The sequence below is a fragment of the Segatella copri genome, from assembly GCF_019127135.1.
Classification (GTDB): Bacteria; Bacteroidota; Bacteroidia; order Bacteroidales; family Bacteroidaceae; genus Prevotella.
Genome location: NZ_JAHOEA010000100.1, coordinates 1 through 5,714 on the forward strand (window position 1 = coordinate 1; position 5,714 = coordinate 5,714).

At 43.2% G+C, this 5,714-nt stretch carries 3 protein-coding genes; all 3 read right to left on the reverse strand.

The window, feature by feature from the left end; genetic code table 11:
* Positions 1 to 253: 253 nt before the first annotated feature.
* Positions 254 to 1,759, reverse strand: coding sequence for an acetyl-CoA hydrolase/transferase C-terminal domain-containing protein (locus KSW37_RS14965; protein ID WP_217315201.1), 1,506 nt, complete (start codon positions 1,757 to 1,759; stop codon positions 254 to 256).
* 601 nt (positions 1,760 to 2,360) lie between these two features.
* On the reverse strand, positions 2,361 to 4,505 hold the full coding sequence (locus KSW37_RS14970) for a glycoside hydrolase family 97 protein (RefSeq protein ID WP_217315202.1): 2,145 nt from the start codon (positions 4,503 to 4,505) through the stop codon (positions 2,361 to 2,363).
* Between the two features lie 97 nt (positions 4,506 to 4,602).
* A complete protein-coding gene (locus tag KSW37_RS14975; protein ID WP_254368694.1) occupies positions 4,603 to 5,352 on the reverse strand; it encodes a DUF1349 domain-containing protein in 750 nt (249 codons plus the stop codon).
* Positions 5,353 to 5,714: the final 362 nt, after the last annotated feature.

The window sequence follows — 5,714 nt, forward strand, 5'->3', positions numbered from 1 at the left end:
CTGGAGAAATATAGAGACTTACTTCCTGACCGATGGAAAAAGCAGTAGCAGCATTAGTTTAATCAGCTGTTACTGCTTTTTTTTTTTGAATTATGCAAGGTATAAACGCGGAGACGCTTACAATGAGATAATAGTCCCATTATCAAATAATTAGAACTTAAAAAGTAAAAAACGTGATGGATGTGAGGGATAAAAAGAGAAAAAACTTTTCTAGGCGTATGCCTTACGCCTAGAAAATGTGTATTGTTTCTTATTATTTCAGATATTCTCCGAAATCAGTCAATCTCATATCACCCTTCTTCAGGAAGGTATCGTGCATAGCGAGGGCGGCACGCATGCTCTGTGGCTCGTGGCCCTTCTCTGCAAACTTCAAGTATTCGCGAAGCATTGGACGATAATCAGGATGCGCACAGTTCTCGATAATATCCTTGGCACGGCGCAATGGGCCTTTGCCACGAAGATCGGCTACTCCCTGCTCGGTAACGATAACATCCACATCGTGCTCGGTACTGTCCACGTGACTGCACATAGGAACAATGGCAGAGATGCAACCGTTCTTGGTGGTACTCTGCGTGGTGAAGATAGAGATGAAACCATTACGCTCGTAATCGCAGGAACCGCCGATACCATTCATCAGCTTGCTGCCGCAGATATGGCTGGAGTTCTCATTGCCGTAGATATCGCACTCGATGGCGGTGTTCATGGCGATGACACCCAGACGGCGGATGACCTCAGGAGAGTTTGAAATCTCGCTCTGGCGGATGGTGAGATGCTTCTTGAAGTAATCAATATCATCATACACCTCTTTCAATGTATCGTTTGTTACGGTGAGCGAAGAGCAGGAAGCATCCTTGATTCTTCCCTCGCGCATGTATTTCACTACAGCATCCTGAACCACCTCGGTATAAACGCTGAATACCGGCACGTTAGGGTTCTGTCCCAATGCCTCAAGAACGGCATTGGAAGTTACGCCCACTCCGCTCTGCAAAGGCAGGAACTGAGGAGGAATATGTCCCTTCTTCAGGTCGCTGACCAGGAAATCGGCAACGTTGTGACCCATCTGTTCGGTCACAGGGTCGAGTGGCTTGAAGGCACGCGCCTCCTCCGGAATGTTGCATTCCACCACACCCACAATCTTATGTGCATCAATCTCCACATACTCCTTACCTATTCTGTCACCTACGTTCATGATAGGAATAGGTGTGCGGAATGGGCATTCTGCTATCTCATATACATCGTGCAGATAACGGGAAGCTGGACTGTGGAAGGTATTCTTCTCGATGAGCACCTTCTTGGCAAGGCGGACGATGGTAGGAACAATGCCGCCGGCAGAGGTAAGGAATGCCTTGCAGGTGGTTTCGCCTTCTTCCAAATCAGAAACTTCGATGATGGCAAGGTCTATTTCGCCATAGAAACCACGGCGCAGACGCTCAGCCATGTGGCCGAGATGCATATCCTCATAATCAATCTCGCCCAGGTTGGTATGAGTTCTAAAATCCTTGTTGGTAGAAAATGGCGCACGGAACTTGATGGCATGGGCTGCTGCCATGTCACCTTCGATACTCTGCGAGGTAGAAGCACCCGTGAGGATGCCCACCTGGAAAGGTCTGCCCGCCTCGTGCTCAGCCACGGCTCTCTTGGAGAGTTCGCGGAAGGTTGCCTTAGGCACGCCGTTTGGTGTGAAACCACTCAATCCGATTGTATCTTGATCGTTAATCATCGCTGCCGCTTCGGCAGCACTCAATCTTGTATATGCCATTTTCTTCTAACTTAATACTCATTAGCGGAACTTATAGCCGCCTTCTTGATAATTGATAACTGTTTGCGGCTGCAAAGTTACACATTATTTTCGATATACGCTAATAATTTGATAATTTTATGCATATATTAGGCGAAAAACTTACAAATAGTGAATAGATATACAGAAACTGCTTACTTTATGCAAAAAGATAGCCGAAAGTTTGGTACTCTCTATTATTTGCTGTATGTTTGTCGTCATGAAGAGGCGGCGGAGATCGAGTGCGTGGCGGAAATGGTGGAATAAAGAATTTGCAATAATACTATCAGTTTGGATGACATTGCCCTATAAGCGTGAAACTCTTTACTTTCCCCTTTTGGGGAATTGTATAGCCATTATTAGCTTATATTTGACGTATGGTACAAGCGGTGCCCACGCAGCCTCGAGAACCCCTATTATCATAAAGGCAACACGATTGGCGACAAGCAAATGTTTATGTTGATTATGAAGTATATTCATTTTAATTGATCATTAAGATATATTGCGATGTCATATCAAGCAGGCAATCATTTTTTGCCTGCTTGATATTCCTTGATTCGTAGTTATTTCGGGAATAGCCTGTTTATAATTTAAGTTTTTTTACTCCAGCTACATCCGATTTATTGGTTACTTCAAAGATACTGATGGCATAACCTCCTCCTGAAGCAGCTCTTAATTTTAAAACAGATTTCGAAGTAACTGTTCCTTTATGGATGGTATAAGCCTGTGGATTCGTTTTGTAGTCGGCATCGGGTGCATCGGCATACACGGTGGCTACATAGGTTTTATCAGCATCGAGAAAGTTTAACTTCAATACGGATTGATGCCCTTTTTCTCCACTCGTACATCCAACAAACCAGTTGTTTGTGTCCTTAGCTTTACGGGCTACCGTAATGTATTGTCCAGGTTCCGCCTCAAGGTATTTAGAATCATCCCAATCGATTGCCACATCTTTGATGAATTGAAACGCATCCATATAACGCTCATAATGTTCCGGCAAATCTGCCGCCATTTGTAATGGACTGTACATTGTGACATATAAGGCAAGTTGACGTGCCAATGTGGAGTTGACGTGTGAACGATTGGGAGCCCATGTACTGAGGTCCATAACGAAAATACCTGGCGTATAGTCCATCGGGCCTCCCTGAAGACGTGTGAACGGCAAAATGGTTGTATGGAAAGGTTTATTACCTCCAAAGGCTTCATATTCTGTGCCGCGAGCGGATTCATTGCTTATCAAGTTGGGATAAGTGCGACATAATCCGGTCGGACGTACTGCCTCATGCGCATTGACCATGAGATGATGCTTGGCAGCTTGCTTAATGGCATAAAGATAATGGTTTACCATCCATTGGCCATAATGGTATTCGCCAGCAGGTTGTATATATCCAACGTATCCACTCTTCACCGCATTATAACCGTATTTGTTCATAAGACTATACGCCTCTTCCATATGGCGCTCATAGTTGCGCACAGATGAAGATGTTTCGTGATACATCATCAGTTTAACATTCTTATTGTGTGCATACTCATTCAACCCCGGTAGGTCAAAATCCGGATAAGGAGTCATAAAGTCAAAGACATAGTCTTTCATTTTCCCGAACCAATCCTCCCATCCGATGTTCCAGCCTTCTACCAATACTTGATCGAAACCGTGGGTTGCGGCAAAGTCTATATATTTTTTCACATTTTGGGTGTTGGCAGGATGTTGTCCGTTCGGTTTTGCTTTTGAATAGTCCGTCTCACCCAGTTTAACGGAAGGGTAATCCCATGTATAAGCCCAAGGGCGGTTTCCGGCAATCATTTCCCACCATACACCGATATATTTCACTGGCTTGATCCAAGAAGTATCCTCCAATTTGCATGGCTCGTTCAAATTCAGGATAAGCTTTGAAGATAAGATGTCACGAGCATCATCGCTGACCATAATCGTTCGCCAAGGACTATGGCAAGGCGCTTGCAGTCTTCCTTTGTTCCCCTGTGCATCGGGTGTTAACCAGGATTCGAAAACCAAGTTCTTATCATCCAGGTTTAGATGCATGCATGAATAATCGACTAAAGCAGCCTCGTGCAGGTTAATATAAAGCCCATCATCAGTCTTCATTTGTAAAGAGGTCTGTACCCCCGTATCAGAGAATTTTGTTTGTGATAAATTGTCCGTATAGGCCTCTGGCATCAACCTGCGAATTTCTGACAAGCGGCTTTCTGTATAGTCATATTCTTGTGTGTCGTAATCTCCAGGAATCCACCAGGCTGTATGATTACCCGTCATAGCAAATTGGGTATGTTCTTCTTTGACTATGAAATAGATCAGTTCCTTTTGGCTTGGGAACTCGTAGCGCAGGCCCAAACCATCGTCGTAAACTCGAAAGCGAATGTTCATATATCGGTCGGTCTTTGGCTGCCGGAGTTCTATCAGCAGTTCGTTGTAGTGATTGCGAATGTTTTTTACTTCTCCCCATACCGGCTTCCATATTTCGTCGAAAGAGGAGGTAGAGGTCTTTACGACCTCAAAACCATCCATAAGATCGGGTTGCCCATTCAGTTCCAATCCTAAATGACTGGGCTTGACAACAGGTTTGTTTTTATAGCCTACATAATAGGTTGGAACACCTCTTTCGGTCAATTCAAAGTTTACGTCTATAATACCTGAAGGAGATAAAATCTTTTGGGCATAAGACGCCGATAACTGTAAAATAATGATGGTAAATAGTATTGCTCTTTTCATAAAAGTAAAGAAAATATAGTTCGTTAATTATTATATAGAATTATTTCAGATTCAATGGTGTCATAACGAAAGAACACTTTCTTGTATGTTGTTCGTATTATTTCGTTGTCTGTTTGAATCCTGTATCTTCCGCTGACCATGATTGCCATTTACACTCGCCGACTTCCATTTCAGAGAACTGTGCGGTGAATGAATGGTCAACCGGGCTTGCCGCATATATTCCGAACGAGATCTCCCCATCACCCTTATCCAAATGAAATGTACGCATTTGGTGGAAAGTGGTACCGTCAGGACTTGTCTCTATATAATAGTCGCTTCCCCGACGGCTAAGGCGATACCACATTTCCTTTATGGAAGATGGAATATCATGCGTAGCCCAGTCGGAATATCCGTTGTTTGTCACAACACTACCCAGCCTTTGATATTCCTTATTTTCGTATTCGATTGACGCCTTCATCCAGTTGTCACTGTCAAGATAGATTGCGATACCGCATTGGTCAAACAGAGCAGAACTATTGAACGATGTCTTTACTGTGAAAGAAAAGAACTTGTTAGAAGTTTTCATTTGCAGCACTGGAGCATTGTCGTTGCTGAACCCATAATAGGTGCGCTGCCACAAGTCTGTGTGAGGTTCTGAAACGATTGTAATCAAAGAGTCCGTGATGGTGTATTGTTTGGGCTCACGAATCCAAAACAAGTTTTCAGCCACAAATGGCTTTAAGATGGTGTCATTTTTTTCCATATTCGATTTATTTGCTATTGATGATTGTTGTTTTTTCTCATTTTGACATGACAGCAGAGTGCATGCAAGCAGCGACAATGCTATGAAAAATTGATTTCTCTTCATTTGTCGAAATGTTTAATATGTTTGTTAAAATCTGATAATAGTGCTGAGGTATGGTGTTTATTCCCCGTCGAGCTTACCTATGCGAAAATTGGCAACAGCCTCTTGCTTAAGCGACACTTCCGTAAAATAGCAGGTGTGTGCATCGTCTTTAGGACTTTGGGAACTTAGGCCAAGAAGCAGTTTTTTCGGAAAATCATTCTTGTAGAGACGAGCCAGGTGCCATATATTCCCATCTCACTAGTGTCCCGTTAAAACGAGACGATTATTAAATAAGTTATTAATACTCAAAAGTTTACGGACTTTTTATAGTGTATTCGATTTGATTTTGTATCTTTGCACGCATATTTAAAATACGTGTGCGA